Genomic DNA, 15,515 nt, shown 5'->3' with positions numbered 1-15,515 from the left:
TCCCTGTTTTCGTTCGCCCTCTCCCCAACCCCTCTCCCGCCGGGAGAGGGGCTTTGAGGCTTAACTTAATGGCATTGCCTGCGAGCTTTGCCCAACCTCCATGCTTTTATAAGATGTCGGTGGCGGTAACGGTGTACCATCGTTTTTCATGAGTTCTATCCATTCTTCTACGATCCTACAGAGATCCGCATAGACTTGTTCTTCATTCTCACCATGACAACAGGGACCGATAATACCCGGACATTGGCCCACAAAGCATTTATCTTCCTCGGACCACTCCACGATTTTTAGATAGCGAGCACTCTCTTTCATTGCTGTAATTCCTTGATCTTTTTTCTTACCTCACGTTCTTGATAGGGCTTCGCATCATCCCCTGAGTTCCCGGAGATAGTGATCCGAGAACCGGTTGGATGCTCAAGGTTGCGGTGACTTCCTTTACCCCCGCGGTTAATAAATCCGGCTCTTTCGAGATCACGGAGGAGTTCTCTTATCTTGCGAGGCATGTGGAGAAGGTAATTTGTGGTTCCGGGGATAATTTGCTTGTTTCATATTTGCGGGACCAAAACCGCAGCAACGAAATTTCCGATATGCTGAACATTCTAGGATAAGAACCGGAAATATTACACCGTCCTCAAAATTTCAGGATCTTATATCGATTCCCTGGCATCAGAAAGCAAATCTTTTTCAAATGCGGAAAAATCAAAATCTTCGAGATCCAGTCCTTTCAACACCCCCAATGCTTTATCCAAATCACCGTTCGGCTGCAGTATATTTTGTAGTTTCTTACCAAGTTGAATTGGCACACCATACTCCTCAAGTGCCATGATTGCCGGATCTAGGAACATATTTTCTATATTCGTCGCGAAATGGGAGAAATCACCAGGTTTTATCCCCTCTCTGGCAAACACATACTTCTGTATACGATGAAGGGCCATTAAATGCCTTGGGAATTGATAATTACCCCAACGACGAACAAAGTCCAGAACATTCTCTACCGCCTTATCAGGATTTTCTTCATGCTCCATCTCTATCAGTGCACCTATATCGGGATTCCAGCGTAACTGATTTATTTTGTATGCAAGCTGTTCCCCAGAGCTTACTCCAGCTATTCGGCGGTTTGATTTAACAAAATATTTCCAAATTAGTTCACAACAAACTTTTAAATCCTCGTATTTCGGAAGCCCAGACCAGCAGAGATGACTAGAATAATAATCAAGTTCCTTTGAAAGCGCAATCTGTGCTTCAGGCGGAATGCCGGAATTTGCCTTGATGATTGATAAGTCGAGGTTGTCTTGATGGAGAAATGGCGCTAATCTTTCTCTTGATTCATCTGCGAGATCTGCTTCATCCATCTGGATCAGCAAACTGTCGTCAGTGTCGTCGCCCTGTGTGTAAAAAGGAACATCTACCAAGGGAAGTTCTTCTTGAGGTGGTTCATCGAAGATATACACATTTCCTATAAAATGTTGGAACATACGTCCCGAGCGACCTTTTATATTGTTAAATGTAAAGAAATCGAACTTCTTTGTCGCTATTTTATTGTCGTAGATAATGACATTCTTTGCCTTAGTATTTACCCCCTCTATCAATGTCGATGTGCAGACGAGAAAACGAATACTTCCTTCGTTGAATGCTTTCACCATGTAATGAGCCAGCGATCGGGGTATCTTTCCATGATGTAAAGCAATACCACGTCTTAATCCATGCACCAATCGCCACCCAGAATGGAAATTATCAGCGATCCAATTGGCAGCATCAAATAGTTGAGGTGTTTCAGTGTTGATTTTTGATTGTTCTAGCAGACCAACTACATGATTTGCTCTTGCTGGTGATGAACAATAGATCAGTGTTGGCTCTGTCAAAGATGCACACAGATTGATTAGTTTTTCTTTTTTTCCCTTCTTGTTGTAGCTACTTATTTTGTGTGTTTCAGAGACAACTGTATTGTAGTCAGTACATATAAAGGTGGCCTCGAAATGATCTATGAATCCGGGTGAAATACCTTCGATATTAGGGCCAAGCAAATAAAACTGAGCTCTTGTCTTTAATAGTCGGTAGAACGCATGATTAAGAATGGTGCTGCGTTCTTTGTCCGTTTTTGGGTTCAGCTTATAAAACTCATCAATAACAAATAAATCAATATCAGGAAATTGTTCGTAGTCCACAACTCGCTCTTGAGTGAAAGTATAAATATTTCTTTCCCCAGGTTCTTGCGAGTGGTGAGTGATAATCTTGAAGTTGTCTCTAAACTTGGCGAAACGTCTACGGGTCTCATCAATCAGGGCTATTGTAGGCACTACAATAACAATGTTCTGATAATTTCCTGTAGCTATTAATGCATCAATTATCAAACTTTTACCAAAGCTCGTTGGCGCACTTAAGATAACATTCTTTCCAGACAGGAGTAGTCTATATACTTTTCCTTGGACACGGTGGAAAACTATGCCGTCCCGCTCCATATTCAGTGGCTTGTGGTATTCGTAAGCGATTTGGTCTTTTATGGATAGCGACTCCTCATCCATGTAGGGAAATAGGCCGGTTTCTCGGACAAGGGCATCAATTAAAACAGATGACTTCCCGAATAGAGCCTTGTGTTCCAGGGCTCTAAGAACAAGTTCTTGAACGGCAGTATCATTAGGGGATGAATTCCTTAGATCACAAATTGCTTTTGCAATTTGAAACGGCCGCTCAGGAATTGAATCCGGAGACTTCAGAATATCTCGAAGTTGATCGATGTTCATTATATATGCTTCCATGCATTGAGTTTATCGTCCAGACACGTTATAAGCTTTTCTTTCCTTTCTAACGGAACCAATATAAGATGTATAATGATTTCATTTGGTAATCCGGAGTCTAAGAATATTTTGTAGTGTTTTCCAAACTCGGCTTTAAGATGATTAGTATAATCATCGCATACGGAATTATGTTCACCAACCGTTCTACTCTCGTATGTTAGAAGGACGGGAATACACGCACGCTTAAAGACTTCATCGAGTGTAGTATTTCGATGGATCAAACGAAGTAGTTCTTCTGCGTGGGGCCATTTTTTATCAATTTTATTGCTTATTAGCGCAAATTCTTGTCGTAGGTAGTCGGTATCAGTATGTAATCTAAGTTCTTTTATAACATCACGAATGGCAGCATTTATATCTTTATAAAATTTAACCTCGTCGATCCATAACTCAAGCCCCTCATCAGTATCGACGACATGAACTGCATCGAATCCTTTAATGGTATCGTTAGCAGAGTCTTTGTAATATATCTTTGAAATAGCAGGAATTGAGTTAAATACTTGACGGATAACCGAATGAAGTAAGATCTCACCAAACTCACCACGGTTCTTAAACTTGCCCGTATTGTAGATAATCTTTGCCGCCTTTCTGAACAATGAAACAGCGTTTGCATGATTCATTTCCTTCAGTTCATCATAGGTCAATGAGAACTCGGGAAGCCATTCCATCAAGTGGTCAGCAAATTGAGTATATCGCCATTGACCACGTTCGTATCCAACAGACAAACCGCATAGTCTTGGTTCAGAACCCAAATCATGGACAACAACATCAAGAAACGGATCTGGTGTTGGTAGATTCACTATAGGGCACCTTGAAAAATGGGTATTTTTACTGACTACAACGATTCTAACCCATTGATCATTAACACGTATAGTGGACAGAACTTGTATTTTTCAAGGTGTCCTGTAGTCATCCTCCTTTTACACAGATTTTCACAGATGAAAAACGAAATAATCTGCGAAAATCTGTGCAATCTGTGGATAAAACATCGGATGTCGGAATTCCCTCCGTCACCCGCAACCTGCGCGGGTGAGTACCCGATAGGACCGATTCATCACTCACGCAGCCCAAGCACATCCTGCATGTCGTAGAGCCCTTGCTGCTTGTCGGCGATCCAGCGTGCTGCCCGGGTCGCTCCGCCGGCGAAGGTCATGCGGCTGGAGGCCTGGTGGGCGATCTCTACCCGTTCTCCCTCCGCGGCGAACCAGACCGTGTGCTCACCCACCACATCGCCGGCGCGGATGGTCTCGAAGCCGATGGTCTCGCGCTTCCGCGCCCCGGTGTGTCCCTCCCGGCCGTAGACGGCGACCTGCCGCAGGTCCCTGCCCAGGGCCTGGGCGATGACCTCTCCCATGCGGATAGCGGTGCCGGAGGGGGCATCCACCTTGTGGCGGTGGTGGGCCTCGATGATCTCGATATCGACCTGGTCCCCGAGCACCCGAGCGGCGACGTCCAGCAGCTTCAGGCACAGGTTGACGCCGACGCTCATGTTGGGGGCGCAGACGATGCCGATCTCGGTCCCCGCCTCGGCAATGATATGGCGCTGATCGGGGGTAAACCCCGTGGTCCCGATGACCATCCGCTTCCCGGCGCGCCGGCACAGCTCGAGATGCTGTAGGGTAGCGGCGGGGGTCGTGAAGTCGATAAGCACGTCGAAGCCCGTGAGCAGGGGTTCCGGATCCGGGCGTACTTCTATGCCGAGGCGCCCGATGCCGGCCAGCTCACCGGCATCCGCCCCCAGCAGACTGCTGCCCGGCTGCTCGGTGGCGACGCCGAGGGTCAGGCCCTCGGCCTGGGTAACCGCCCGGATCAGGGCACGTCCCATCCGCCCCCCGGCCCCGGCGACCGCGATTCTGATCTTCGTCATTGTTTTCTCCTCCGGTCGATTGTGGGTACCGCATCCAAACAGTCCCGCAAGGTCGTGAGCGTCTCATTCTCGGCGTGCCGAAAGGCCGTCAGTCTGCGCAGGGGGCTATAGTCCTCGATCAGCTCCCCGAGTCGCCTGACCTGCCGACCGGGATTGAACTTTTTGCGCTTTCGCCCCGTGAGCTCGCTTGCTTTGAGCAGCAAATCATAGAGCATCCGTTTGGGATCCGGGATCTGCTCCAGCGTATCGATGGCCGGCATTGTGAGGCTCACTCCGCTATGGGGATTGCCGGCCGCACACCGTAAGGCCGGTTCATCGATCAGGAACCAGGCCTCCTGCATCCGGACCAGGACGACCGGGACCTGTGGGTCCGAAAGCCCGACTACGGCATCTTCGATCTCGGCAACGCGCCCTTCCAAGGATTCTCCCTCCGCGTCCCGGTGGATGAAGAGTACATCGCACGGATAAAGATCCAGTGCCACTTCGATACGGCCACGCAGGTCCTTGGGTGGATTCGGCAAACGGCGCAGATCCGCCCAAGTCCCATTAATTGCAAACCGGAAATGCTGTTGGAGTATCCAGGTGATGGGGTGAATCAGGACGGCGTCCGAGCTGCCATCCGTCAGCAACCTGAACTCGAGTCGCTCCATGACCGCCATTACAATGCCAATTCCGGTTGCAAGTCCTCACGATCCATCACGCGTCGGTCGTCTCCTTTACGCTTCGGATTACCTTTCTCAGCGACAGGTTGCAGAAATGCGAGCGCCTTGCCTTTGGCGATGACGGCCATATGCGCTGCTTTCGTTCGCCAGGTATCGGACAGGCTACGAAAGGACACCCCCTTTATCAGGCTACCCTCGACCACTTGTTGCTCCGGTACCGCGAATACCAGGGTGTCGTCCGGGACCTGGCCGACGACCACGGGGGAGTGGGTATTGATGATGACTTGACGTAAGGGGTTATCGTCGTCGACGGCCAGCCCCGGATCCACGGCGACGTCCCGGAGCAGCCTGAGCATGGCCCCCACGCGCTCCGGATGGATCCCGTTTTCCGGCTCCTCCATGCAGATCAGGCCGGTCAGGGTCGGATCGATCTCGATGCTCGCCAGTGCCAAAAACCGCAGGGTCCCGTCGGACAGGGCCTTGGCCGGCAATTCGGTCCCGTAGCGATCCGTCAGCAACAAGGTCAGGAGCTCGCGCTTGTCGTCGCGGTCGATACCTACCCGACCGACCTGGTCGATCAGCTCGGACAGCCGGTTTGCAATCCAGGTAAGCCCCCGTTCGCTGCTCTCCTCCGGCGCGGAGTGCCCGCCGTCGTCCCGTGCCTGCTCTTGGGACAACCGAAACAGGGTGGCGGGCAGATGGGCGCCGCTCGGGGCCAGTTGGGACGGGGCGTCGAATCCGTCGGGTGCCCGTAGCGCCGCGGGCTCCAGCTGCAGCAGACGCCAGTTGAGCATTTCCCGGCGGGCCAGCACCGCGGTGGGGCTCTCCTGGGCATTGACGGTCGAGAGCACGGTTCGCGGCAGTTTCTCGGCCTGGAAGAGCCGCGTGCGGCCACCGCTGGTCGAGCTGTCCTGGTGCAGCTTCACCACGCGGAATTCGCCTTCGTGGATCTCGGTCGAGATATAGGGACTGGTGTGCCGTCCCTTGACCACCGAGTCACGCCACTTCGGCGTATGCCGGAAGGGTAGGTGGGTATGAGCCTCACCCTTCTTGATGTATTCGAGGGTCTCTTCCACCAACTCGATCCGGGGCCTGGAGACGGCTCCTGCCGGCGGTCGATACCGGAGCTCAAGACTATAGACGAGGAAGGTCGTCCTGGCCTCCGCCGGTTGGTCGAGATCATCGCTCCCCGCGGGGGGCACCAGCATCTCCGCCTCGATCTCGAGGGGCAGATAGATACCTTTGTCCGTCTGGGTAAATAGATGGCGAATATCGGAAACCGATCTTTTCTCTCCACGCATGGCCATCGCCGCATCCATGATCGGCGCGTCCATCAGGGCCTTGAGGAACAGCATGACGTCGAACAGGTTCGACTTGCCGACGGCATTGGCCCCGGCGATGCAGGTGAAGGGACCGAAGTGGAGATCCACATCGATCAGGTTCTTGAATCCGTTGACGCGCAGCCGGGTCAGCATGGGGAAAAAAGCCTGGTCTTGTAAGTCAGGCTGCATCTTAGCCTAAGATGGGATGACTACAATGGGTTCCAGGGTGAGCGTGCATCGATAACGATAATCGCCAAGGATATGCTTGTGCAAACCGCCGATTCACGCCGTTGAAACGATGAAAACCTTTGCATCCCGGTCCGCTCCGGACCGTCGCCTCAGTGTCGCCCCCATGCTGGACCGGACCGACCGCCACTGTAGATATTTTCTGCGCCTGATCAGCCGGCGCACCCTGCTTTACACGGAGATGGTGACCACCGGCGCCCTGCTCCACGGGGATCGCGACCGCCTGCTGGGCTTGGATCCCGCGGAGCATCCGGTGGCGCTCCAGCTCGGGGGCAGCGATCCGAAGGAGTTGGCCGCCTGTGCCCACATGGCTGAGCAAGCGGGTTTCGATGAGATCAATATGAACCTGGGCTGCCCCTCCGACCGGGTGCAATCCGGGCGTTTCGGGGCCTGCCTGATGGCCGAGCCGGGATTGGTCGCCGACTGTATCGCGGCCATGCAGGAGGCGGTGTCTGTGCCGGTGACGGTCAAGACCCGCATCGGCATCGACGAGCGGGACGGCTACCGGGAACTCCGCGATCTGGTCGGCGCGCTGGCGGCGGCCGGCTGCGATGCCGTGGTCGTCCACGCCCGGAAGGCCTGGCTGAAGGGCTTAAGTCCCAAGGAGAATCGGGAGATTCCACCTCTCCGCTACGAGGTGGTACAGCGGCTCAAGGGGGACTTCCCCAAGCTACCCGTCGTCATCAACGGCGGTGTCACTACGCTGGCGCAGGCCCGGTCCCTGCTGCGGGGTCTGGATGGGGTCATGATCGGCCGTGCGGCCTACCACAACCCCTGGCTGCTGGCGACGGCGGACCTTGAGATCTTCGGCGACTACCGCCCCCCGCCCAGTCGCCGCCAAGTCCTGGCGGCATACATCGCCTATCTGGAGCGGAAGCTGGCGGCCGGCGTGCCGCTGCATGCCATGACCCGCCACATCCTCGGCCTCTTCCGCGACCGACCGGGGGCGCGGCGTTGGCGGCAGGCCATCAGCGGGCCTGCCCAGCGGCCCGGATGCGACGGCAGCTGGTTGCTGGAGGCGGCCCCGTTGGACCCGTGATCCGACCCTTCTTTCACCGATAACTCAGTGAAAGAAGGCGTGCCATAGGAAGACAATGGCCGCTCCCGCCATTGTCCATATAAGCTTGGGGAATAGATGGTTCTTCAAGTTTGTAGTAGAGTACCATTTCCTGGACGATTCTTCGATTGTATTACGTCTTTCTTGTCGCCTTTCTTCCAATAGTATTTGCGCTACTTTTTCTATGCTTGGTCGATTATCTTCATACCTTCTCCAAAGGGCAAGCATACCGAGAGCAGGAACCAGGTAATTTTTGACAATTTCCATATTTGTTCCAACATTCTCGCCGAGCCCATGATCGACTGTTTTTGCATGGGCAAGCTGCCGCAAACAATCCCTCTTATCGTTAAGCAAGCGTTCATAAAAGTTATCTTCTACGAGCCGAAGACAAGGTATCGAATCACTTTCGATTTGCTTTTCCAGTTTATCATTCATGCGAAAGCAAATTATCTTACACATATCCAAAACGGCACGTTGAATGTGTCCCTCCATCCTTCTGAGATTTAGTTTTGTCTCGCTATTAGGATATGAAATATAGCGCATGAAATGATCAAGAGCATTTCGATATTCATTCCACACTTGTATGGGCAGCCTAAAAGCAAGTGATTCAAACATAGCTACGAGGTAGCGTGCAATAAAATACAAACGTACTGATTGTTGATAGTCCGCAGGAGACGTAGCAACATGCTGTTCTGCCGCCTCGACAAGTTCCTCTGCGGACGTAAAAAGAAAACGATTTATCTGTGACATGTACTTTTGGTACAACAAAAAACCAACTACCGTAGTGGTTGGTTTAATGGCATACGTTGGCCGAAAAGAACTTAGTCTTTCGGGAGATAGTCCGGACGATCTAAAAGTGTACAACCCTGCGACGGTACCCTTTCATCAATCTCTATAGGCATTGTATCAATCGCGCTATAGATTGCTGATGGCTCTAAATCCTTTAGATCGGTATTCCAAAACGCCTTGGATTTTTCTTCGAGGCTTTTGGGACTGCCGTGTGGATCTGTCATTTGGAAAATCCCCCCGATGTTACCTCTGTTGTTACATTAACGAGTATAATATGCGCTAATCACCTCCACAAATCTTTTCGTGAGCCTCCTATAAGCGGCCCTTTGAGAATCATCTTAGCGATCTCGCTTTCAGAACGGCGATAATACGGATTCTCCGGATCGTCATGCGCTCGAAGCTGACAAATCTGCTGTTTAATCTCATGATCGTCCTCACCGAGACGAATAGCGATGGTTTTTGCCACTGAGTGATACCTGCCAACACGAAGAAGATTGCTTTAATGTGTAGCAGTATACAGCACTGCACAGCAAAATCAACGATCTTATGCCTGTTTGTCAGCCTGAAGCTAATTTCTGCCTCTTGGATAACGGTTTGCTGTCTTTGACAATCATGCTTTTATAATCAATAGGTTAGTTCTTAGGCAGTCTCTAAGGATTCCACAGCCGGCAAGGAGACGGTCGAGTCGGACAACCGGGCTTGAAAAGAAAACCGAACGACTCAAGATCGAAAAATCCGTCCACCGTTTTCATCAAGCACAGGGGATTGCTATCATGACCATCGAGCGTATCGTTCTGGCCTTTGCCGGTACCGCCATCCTGCTCTCTCTTGGCCTGGCCTACTCCGTCAGTCTCTATTGGCTCTGGTTCACCGCATTCGTGGGCTTCAACCTCCTACAGTCCGCCTTCACCGGATTCTGCCCTTTGGCTATCATCCTCAAGAAGCTCGGACGCAAACCCGGAAACGCATTCTGAACCGGACGCGACCCGCAAAACCGGTAGCCTGGTCGCCGAGTCGAAACCGCAAAGGCGCGGAGCTTTTCGATCCTCCCCGGACCCGAAGAAGCGTGTAGGACGGGGTATAGAACCACGGATGCACACGGATAGACACGGATCGATTTTATCGGTGTTCATCCGTGTCCATTCGTGGTTCCTTTCCGGTGAGCTCTTTCCGGGGCCGCGACGAGGTAACGAACCAATCGTGTGTGCCCGCCTCGTCCGAGACATCCAGGATCCGCGAGGCATCACGGTCTTTCTTTGAAACACGCCATCAAGTCTGCGGCTTGTAGTCCGAGGGTGGCTCGGAGCCTGTACCGAAGAGGAATTTCTCCATTTCCCCTTCGAGAAAACGTCGGGCCTTGGGCTCCATGGGGCTGAGGCGGTACTCGTTGATGAGCATCGTCTGCTGACGCAACCAATCCTGCCAGGCCTGCTTAGAGATATTGTGGAAGATGCGCTTGCCGAGATCGCCCGGATAGGGTTGCCGATCGAGGCCTTCCGCCTCCCGCTGAAGCCTGCTGCATTGAACCATTCGACTCATTAGGATTCCTCTTTAAGTGTTGGAAGAGTGCCTGTGATTTCCCGCAGGATGCGGGCGACGGGCGCGGCCAAGCCCAGGGCGATCGGTTGCTGCAGGTCACACCAGAACGCCCGATCGCCGTCCGCTATCGCCTGGGGTTCGGATTGCAGTTCGACCCGCAGCGGTCTGATGTCCAGAAGAAAGTGGGAGAAGGTATGGCGACGGGCCGGCAGCATTTCAACCCGACGCGGAACCACACCGAGGCGCCGTCGGCACCAGTCGGCCACGTCCTGTCCGGGACCGCACTCAGGTAAGCTCCAGAGCCCGCCCCAGATTCCGGTGGGCGCACGCGGCTCTAGCAGCACTTCCCCGGCCGGGTTGTGTACCACGAGCAACCGTGACTCCCGGACCGGCAAGACGGTTCGCGGCTTCGGCTCCGGAAAGGCGGTCGGCTTGTCTTGCAACAGGGCCACACAGCCGTGGGCGAGGGGACAGCGATCGCAGCTCGGTTGGTGACGGGTACAAAGGGTGGCGCCGAGATCCATCATGGCCTGATTATAGGCGCGGACCCCGGTCTGTGGTGTGCAGGCCTCCGCGAGCGCCCACAAGCGGCGCAGCACGGCGCCGTGGCCGGGCCAGCCCGGGACTGCGAAGCACCGGGCCAATACCCGCTTTGCGTTGCCGTCCAGGATGGGGTGCCGCTGACCGAGGGCAAGGGACAGAATCGCCCCGGCAGTGGAACGCCCGATCCCCGGAAGCTCCTGGACCTGTCGGATGTCGTGCGGAAAACGCCCGCCGTGGTTGGCAAGGATAAGGCCTGCGGCCCGATGCAGGTTCCGGGCGCGGGCGTAGTAACCGAGGCCCGACCACAGGTGCAGAACCTGGTCTAGGTCTGCCGTGGCCAGATCCGTCACGGAGGGGAAACGGGCCAGAAAGCGCTCGAAGTAAGGGAGGACGACGGCAACCTGGGTCTGCTGAAGCATGATCTCCGAGACCCAGACCCGATAGGGGCTCGGGTCCTGCTGCCAGGGCAAGTCCTTGCGGCCATGTTGTTCGAACCAGGCCAATAAGGGACCTGCTATCTGGTCAGTCTCCACCCGAGCTTATTCCCTTCCGCCATTCGGAAAGCCCGTATTTTCCTCTGATTTCTCTTACATCCCTGGTTCTTCCCCCATTGCTGTCTTCCAGTCCCCGCTCAATGGCTTCACGCACATAGATTTCGTGCATCAAGTCATCCCATGTTGCACTGGCCGGTAGTTGGTCGACCAGTCTGTAAGCATCTTCTTTTCTGACTATGGTAGACATCGATGCATCTCCTCTTGGTAGGATTCCGGGGACCTTATCCTTAGTTCCGCGCCACGTCGTCCTATTTTATATATTACTATCGGAACTTAATTATTCAAACCCTCACTGTTTTCGCTATCCACGGTACCTGGATTCCGATAATCCCTGCCGGAATACGAAGTAGGGACTGAACAATTATCGACGCTAGAGCCGCCCTCCTGTACTGTGTTTTCTATTTCCTGATCGATGCAGTCCTACCAGCTTTGAATCACTACTCGCAACATATGCTGATCCGGAATCACCAGGTTGGGTTACTAATCTATCTAGTTTTAATCCATTTCTCCAAAAAGAGTATCCGAGAGTTCCTTTACTCCGATAACGATACGTTGTACTTACAACCTTCGCTGAATATTTTTTCTCGGATTTACCCCCATAGACGTAGATAGTTTCCCCTTTTCTGGGAGACCTTCTACCTTTTATTTTTCCTATACCCCTAACCTCCTGCGAAGAAATATCTGTAGATGAATCGCACCATGCCACATCCTTATCATGATAAGTTGGATTACCTGGATTATTAGTACTATAATATATAATGGAATCGAATCCCGTAACTTTTACAAGGCGATTCTCTTTCATCACTTCAGTCGGTTGGTACACCCACTTCCCGACATTTCCATTCTTGGTGAGTACATGATTATTCGAAAGCAAACGGTATTTACCCCGATAGTTGATGCTTGTTCCAACCGATCCTTTTCCCCCTAATCCGTGGGTACGAATCATGTATCCGCCAGGGCAAGGACGCTTCTTAGCCTGAGCTTCTTCTATACCATTTTCCTCTGCGTCATCTTGACCTGTTGTGACTTCTTTTTCGACTAATTCATCCTCAACTATTTCATCAACAACCCGAATTCGTGTATATATTTCCTTCCAAACAGGTTCCACGGGCTCTTCAGCGTCATACAGAGGAATTTCAACTGTTTGGGGTATTTCTAAAGTTTTTTCCTTTTCACCACGAAATGCCTTTTCTTCCAGAACCTCTTCGAACGATTCTACTTCAAGCGCGTCGACTAAGAGTTCCAGACGTTTTTCACCTGTTTTTTCGTCGATCATCTCTTCGACATCTATTCCTACGATGTTGTCATATGTTAGCCAGTCAGAATATTGATCGAGAATATCATTGATTTCTTCGTCTGTTAGCATGCCCTTATCATTCATCGCTTTTTCTCCTACAAATACACTTAGGGTCAAACAGTAAATTTAATACTATACTATATAAATTTTCCTCGCTTAAGGACAAAATCTCAACGCCCGAACAGACTCTTCAGACCCTGTTCCAGCCCCTTGATTCCGGTACGCTCTTCCAGGGCTTGGAACAGCTCCTCGCCCTGTTCGCCAAGCCTGCGTTTGGCCGCCGTGCCCAGCACGCTACCCAGGTCCAGATCCCAGCGGGGGTAATCGAAGGACCCCGTCAGATGCACGGGAATGGGGATCCCTTCCAGTTCCTTGATACCACGACCCTGCGGCGGCTTGACGAACATAGGCTCGAAGCGGTAATCGATGCGCCCCTGGACGAGATCGAGGGTACCGGCGCCGGTGATGCGAAGATGGTCCGCGGTCGCGATCAAATCCCGGTTGCTCAGGACCCCGTTCCGGACCTCGGCACTGGCGCGTAGGTCCGTAAATTCGGTCTGCATCGGCAAGTCCTCCGGCGCCGCTGCGCCCGACAGCCGGGCATTTGCTTCCCGGATCAATCGCTCCAGGTTGACGCCTTTGATCACACCATGTGGGAAGCGGATCGCCAGGGTGCCGGCAAGGCTGCGCCGGAGTGCGTCCGCGCTGCGGCCGGTGGCGGCCAGGTCGGCGGTAATCTCGCCCCGCCCGCTCACCCGGTCGCCCCAGGGCAGGTCCGCGAGCAAGCGACCGGACTCGACCTCCTCCGCGCGCTGGACCAACGCAACCCTGGGCTCGGTACCCCTGATGTCCAGGGCTAGTCTGCCCGCTAATCTGCCCTCACAGAAGCGCTGTACCCGATTGGCGACCTCCAGGCTCCCATCCTTGGCCCGAATCTCCAGATCGGTATCACCGAATCGAAGCCGGGCCAATTCGAGCTCGCCGATGCGCAGGTGGCCTTCCAGATCCAGGTTGCCGATGGGTCCCGCGATAGCCGGAGCGCTCGCCGGTCCGGGTGTAAGGGCCGACGGCAAAGGCGGTTGCTGGTCTTTCGCTCCCGGATTCGCCGCTCCGGGCATGGGAGCCGATACCGCCGGGGGCTGGCCCGAGACAGGGGCCACCGCTGCGGTCGCCTTACCCGTGTCGGGTCCCGCGGGCGTGGCGGCAGACTCGGCCACCGGTGCCCGCTGTTGCGGCACCGGCTGCGCCGGTGTTTGCTCGGCTGTTTGCTCAAGGGGGGGCAGATAGGCATCCAGGTCGAGCCGATCGGCCACCAGGTCGAACCGGGAACCCAGGGGGCTGGTCGAGACCTGCTCGATCTCTCCGGTAAGCCTCGTCTCATCGACGCCCAGCACCAGATCCGACACCCCGAGCCGTCCGTTCTCCAGGCGCCAACGGGCATCCAGGGAGCAGCGCCGGAAGGTCTCCGGATCCGCTGTTCGTGGTAACGGTAGACCCTGGTGCGTCAGCCAGGCCCGTAGATCGAACGCATCGGCTCTCAGGTCACCGGTGAACACCGGGGTGGACAGCAGCGTCTGTCCCAGCAACCTGCCGCTTGCCGATAGGGCCCCGGAACGGATCGCAAGCTCGGTGACCTGGAGGCGCTCGGTACTCAGATCCAGATCCAAGCGTGCATTGACCCTGGCCTCGACGCGGCCTTCGGACAGGGCTGCGCCGAAGATCCGGACCTCGAGGGCTACTTGGTCGGCCAGATAGTGCCCGGTATCGAGGTCCGCATCCACCCCGGTACGCAATAGAAAATCCGCGGCCAGGTCACGACCCAGGCCGAATCCTTCCAGCCGCATCAGTAGTGGCTCCAGCCGTATCGGCTGTGAGCCGTCGCCGATCCGGAGGTTACCCTCGGCGTGCACAGCGGCGGGCCGGCCTTTGCTGCCGGCACGCATCGAGCCGATTACGTGCCAGGCCACAGGTCGGTCAGGTGCGACAGGTCTCGCCCTGGCCTCCAGGCTATCGAACTCCAGCCGCTGCCCGGACCGGCGATCATCCCAGGTTATCTGGGCATCCGAGAGCTCGACCCGGCCGATAGGGGGCCAATCGGTTGCGGGATCGGCCTCGGCGGCCCAGGCGTCGAAGGGGCCCGGCGAGCGCGATGGCCCTGCCAGGCTCCAGGGTCCGAGCGTCCGGCCTGCCCCCCTCGGTACTGGTGGGACCTGACCGGCATCCCAGTTCGCACGCCCCTGCCCGTCGCGGATCAGATGCAGGCGCAGCCCCTCCACGCGCACCCGGGCCAATTCGAGCCGTCCCGCAAGCAGGGGTGCCCAGCGCGGATAAAGCCGCACCAGATCGATCTCGGCTAGGGCCGGCAGGCCATCGAGCGCCCCAGGCACCGACGCCTGCCTGATCTCCAGGACCGGCTTGGGAAACAGCGCGACCCGCAGGTCCCCCGCGATGACCAGTTCGTGACCGGTAGCCGCCGTGAATTCGGTCCGAATGTCGTCCTTGTAGGCATTGAGGTCGACCGCGTAGGCAGCAACGACCAGGGTGGCAACCGAGAGCAACGACAGGACGGCGAGGAATTTCAGTAGCTTGTTCATACGTGATGTAGATACCCGTCAGGAACAAGGGATACGCAAAGGGACCGTACACCTGAGGCCGCAAGACGAAGCAAAATGGTACGCCCTTTCGGTGCACTTTGTATCTTTGCGGTTCAAACGACTCTGCGGCCAACAACCATAGCCTCATTGCAGCCCAATGCCATTAGGTTAGCTGATGACCGCTTGTCGTGGTCGGTCAGGATGCGGAAGAGAAAACGACGAAGCGCGCGAATCAGCGCGAACAAGATCCCTC

16 protein-coding genes are annotated in these 15,515 nt (G+C 54.4%); 2 read left to right on the top strand and 14 right to left on the bottom strand.

Features of this window, described 5'->3' with window-relative positions:
• Positions 1-308 precede the first annotated feature (308 nt).
• The 6 genes from BQ17_RS05910 to BQ17_RS05885 form a co-directional block, all read right to left on the bottom strand.
• Positions 309-503 (bottom strand): type II toxin-antitoxin system HicA family toxin, encoded by a 195-nt coding sequence (locus tag BQ17_RS05910; RefSeq protein WP_089725175.1) that lies wholly within the window; start codon positions 501-503, stop codon positions 309-311.
• 144 nt (positions 504-647) lie between these two features.
• On the bottom strand, positions 648-2,741 hold the full coding sequence (locus BQ17_RS05905; RefSeq protein ID WP_089725173.1) for a DEAD/DEAH box helicase: 2,094 nt from the start codon (positions 2,739-2,741) through the stop codon (positions 648-650).
• On the bottom strand, positions 2,741-3,592 hold the full coding sequence (locus BQ17_RS05900; protein ID WP_089725171.1) for a HamA C-terminal domain-containing protein: 852 nt from the start codon (positions 3,590-3,592) through the stop codon (positions 2,741-2,743). The genes BQ17_RS05905 and BQ17_RS05900 overlap by 1 nt, the downstream gene beginning before the upstream one ends.
• A 254-nt stretch (positions 3,593-3,846) precedes the next feature.
• Positions 3,847-4,659 carry a 4-hydroxy-tetrahydrodipicolinate reductase gene (gene dapB, locus BQ17_RS05895; RefSeq protein WP_089725169.1) on the bottom strand — a complete coding sequence of 271 codons (813 nt, stop codon included), beginning with the start codon at positions 4,657-4,659 and terminating at the stop codon, positions 3,847-3,849.
• Positions 4,656-5,318: a hypothetical protein gene (locus BQ17_RS05890; protein WP_176722314.1), complete on the bottom strand. Its 663-nt coding sequence runs from the start codon at positions 5,316-5,318 to the stop codon at positions 4,656-4,658. Before BQ17_RS05890 ends, dapB begins: the two co-directional genes overlap by 4 nt.
• Positions 5,318-6,832 carry an AAA family ATPase gene (locus BQ17_RS05885; RefSeq protein WP_218068124.1) on the bottom strand — a complete coding sequence of 505 codons (1,515 nt, stop codon included), beginning with the start codon at positions 6,830-6,832 and terminating at the stop codon, positions 5,318-5,320. Before BQ17_RS05885 ends, BQ17_RS05890 begins: the two co-directional genes overlap by 1 nt.
• Before the next feature lie 109 nt (positions 6,833-6,941).
• On the opposite strand from BQ17_RS05885, the gene dusA reads away from it, so the two are divergent.
• The gene (dusA, locus tag BQ17_RS05880; protein ID WP_089725166.1) at positions 6,942-7,928 is read left to right on the top strand and encodes a tRNA dihydrouridine(20/20a) synthase DusA; all 987 of its coding nucleotides are present in this window, start codon (positions 6,942-6,944) and stop codon (positions 7,926-7,928) included.
• 24 nt (positions 7,929-7,952) lie between these two features.
• Here the strand turns inward: dusA and BQ17_RS05875 are convergent, their stop codons facing one another.
• The 3 genes from BQ17_RS05875 to BQ17_RS20355 form a co-directional block, all read right to left on the bottom strand.
• Positions 7,953-8,696 (bottom strand): hypothetical protein, encoded by a 744-nt coding sequence (locus BQ17_RS05875; RefSeq protein ID WP_141699128.1) that lies wholly within the window; start codon positions 8,694-8,696, stop codon positions 7,953-7,955.
• A gap of 71 nt (positions 8,697-8,767) precedes the next feature.
• Positions 8,768-8,959 carry a hypothetical protein gene (locus BQ17_RS21545; protein WP_176722313.1) on the bottom strand — a complete coding sequence of 64 codons (192 nt, stop codon included), beginning with the start codon at positions 8,957-8,959 and terminating at the stop codon, positions 8,768-8,770.
• A 59-nt stretch (positions 8,960-9,018) separates the two neighbouring features.
• Entirely contained in the window at positions 9,019-9,201 is a 183-nt protein-coding gene (locus BQ17_RS20355; protein WP_141699127.1) for a hypothetical protein, read from the bottom strand.
• A gap of 307 nt (positions 9,202-9,508) precedes the next feature.
• Here BQ17_RS20355 and BQ17_RS05870 point away from each other — a divergent pair, with 307 nt between their 5' ends.
• Positions 9,509-9,709, top strand: a complete 201-nt coding sequence (locus tag BQ17_RS05870) for a YgaP family membrane protein (protein WP_089725162.1) — start codon at positions 9,509-9,511, stop codon at positions 9,707-9,709.
• A 295-nt stretch (positions 9,710-10,004) separates the two neighbouring features.
• On the opposite strand, the gene BQ17_RS05865 is transcribed toward BQ17_RS05870, so the two are convergent.
• From BQ17_RS05865 to BQ17_RS05850, 5 genes are all read right to left on the bottom strand, one after another.
• A complete protein-coding gene (locus tag BQ17_RS05865) occupies positions 10,005-10,274 on the bottom strand; it encodes an oxidative damage protection protein (protein WP_089725159.1) in 270 nt (89 codons plus the stop codon).
• Positions 10,274-11,350, bottom strand: coding sequence for an A/G-specific adenine glycosylase (gene mutY, locus BQ17_RS05860; RefSeq protein WP_089725156.1), 1,077 nt, complete (start codon positions 11,348-11,350; stop codon positions 10,274-10,276). Before mutY ends, BQ17_RS05865 begins: the two co-directional genes overlap by 1 nt.
• Positions 11,340-11,558, bottom strand: coding sequence for a hypothetical protein (locus tag BQ17_RS05855; RefSeq protein WP_089725154.1), 219 nt, complete (start codon positions 11,556-11,558; stop codon positions 11,340-11,342). Before BQ17_RS05855 ends, mutY begins: the two co-directional genes overlap by 11 nt.
• Before the next feature lie 183 nt (positions 11,559-11,741).
• Positions 11,742-12,752: a trypsin-like serine protease gene (locus BQ17_RS20350; protein WP_141699126.1), complete on the bottom strand. Its 1,011-nt coding sequence runs from the start codon at positions 12,750-12,752 to the stop codon at positions 11,742-11,744.
• Between the two features lie 86 nt (positions 12,753-12,838).
• Positions 12,839-15,262 carry an AsmA family protein gene (locus tag BQ17_RS05850; RefSeq protein ID WP_089725152.1) on the bottom strand — a complete coding sequence of 808 codons (2,424 nt, stop codon included), beginning with the start codon at positions 15,260-15,262 and terminating at the stop codon, positions 12,839-12,841.
• Between the last annotated feature and the right edge of the window lie 253 nt (positions 15,263-15,515).

Origin of the sequence: Candidatus Thiosymbion oneisti (genome assembly GCF_900092655.1) — a bacterium.
Lineage (GTDB): Bacteria > Pseudomonadota > Gammaproteobacteria > Chromatiales > Chromatiaceae > Thiosymbion > Thiosymbion oneisti.
This window is presented reverse-complemented; position numbering and strand designations above follow the sequence as displayed.

What these genes read in the sequence shown, in the direction of transcription:
- BQ17_RS05910 (WP_089725175.1), bottom strand. Translation starts at nt 503, where the DNA reads ATGCCTCGCAAGATAAGAGAACTCCTCCGTGATCTCGAAAGAGCCGGA.
- BQ17_RS05905 (WP_089725173.1), bottom strand. Translation starts at nt 2,741, where the DNA reads ATGAACATCGATCAACTTCGAGATATTCTGAAGTCTCCGGATTCAATT.
- dapB (WP_089725169.1), bottom strand. Translation starts at nt 4,659, where the DNA reads ATGACGAAGATCAGAATCGCGGTCGCCGGGGCCGGGGGGCGGATGGGA.
- BQ17_RS05890 (WP_176722314.1), bottom strand. Translation starts at nt 5,318, where the DNA reads ATGGCGGTCATGGAGCGACTCGAGTTCAGGTTGCTGACGGATGGCAGC.
- BQ17_RS05885 (WP_218068124.1), bottom strand. Translation starts at nt 6,832, where the DNA reads ATGCAGCCTGACTTACAAGACCAGGCTTTTTTCCCCATGCTGACCCGG.
- dusA (WP_089725166.1), top strand. Translation starts at nt 6,942, where the DNA reads ATGAAAACCTTTGCATCCCGGTCCGCTCCGGACCGTCGCCTCAGTGTC.
- BQ17_RS05875 (WP_141699128.1), bottom strand. Translation starts at nt 8,696, where the DNA reads ATGTCACAGATAAATCGTTTTCTTTTTACGTCCGCAGAGGAACTTGTC.
- BQ17_RS21545 (WP_176722313.1), bottom strand. Translation starts at nt 8,959, where the DNA reads ATGACAGATCCACACGGCAGTCCCAAAAGCCTCGAAGAAAAATCCAAG.
- BQ17_RS05870 (WP_089725162.1), top strand. Translation starts at nt 9,509, where the DNA reads ATGACCATCGAGCGTATCGTTCTGGCCTTTGCCGGTACCGCCATCCTG.
- BQ17_RS05865 (WP_089725159.1), bottom strand. Translation starts at nt 10,274, where the DNA reads ATGAGTCGAATGGTTCAATGCAGCAGGCTTCAGCGGGAGGCGGAAGGC.
- BQ17_RS05855 (WP_089725154.1), bottom strand. Translation starts at nt 11,558, where the DNA reads ATGTCTACCATAGTCAGAAAAGAAGATGCTTACAGACTGGTCGACCAA.
- BQ17_RS20350 (WP_141699126.1), bottom strand. Translation starts at nt 12,752, where the DNA reads ATGAATGATAAGGGCATGCTAACAGACGAAGAAATCAATGATATTCTC.
- BQ17_RS05850 (WP_089725152.1), bottom strand. Translation starts at nt 15,262, where the DNA reads ATGAACAAGCTACTGAAATTCCTCGCCGTCCTGTCGTTGCTCTCGGTT.